Source organism: Ventosimonas gracilis (assembly GCF_001580025.1).
GTDB lineage: Bacteria > Pseudomonadota > Gammaproteobacteria > Pseudomonadales > Pseudomonadaceae > Ventosimonas > Ventosimonas gracilis.
On sequence record NZ_LSZO01000119.1, the window covers coordinates 1 to 227 of the forward strand.

1 protein-coding gene is annotated in these 227 nt (G+C 61.2%); it reads right to left on the bottom strand.

Translation table 11 applies throughout. The features are described from left to right. Positions 1 to 227 (bottom strand): hypothetical protein (locus AXE65_RS05360; protein ID WP_153015395.1); only part of this gene is annotated, 227 nt, incomplete at both ends.

The following is a 227-nucleotide window of genomic DNA, read 5'->3' on the forward strand; positions in this document are numbered from 1 at the left end:
TGTCGGTGCCCATACGCGCGGCCATATCGGCGGCGGCTTGCTGCGCCTTTACAAAGTCGTCGCCAACAATGCCGCTAAAGGCCAGCAGGGTGGTTTGTGCGCGGGTAATGCTGCCGGTGTCGAAGGTGGTGGCATCGGCCAGCGCTTGCCCCATCTCGTTAAGCTGTTCACGGTTAAAGCCTGCCGCCTCGCCGGTGGATTTTAATACGGCGGCAAGTTGCGCCTGT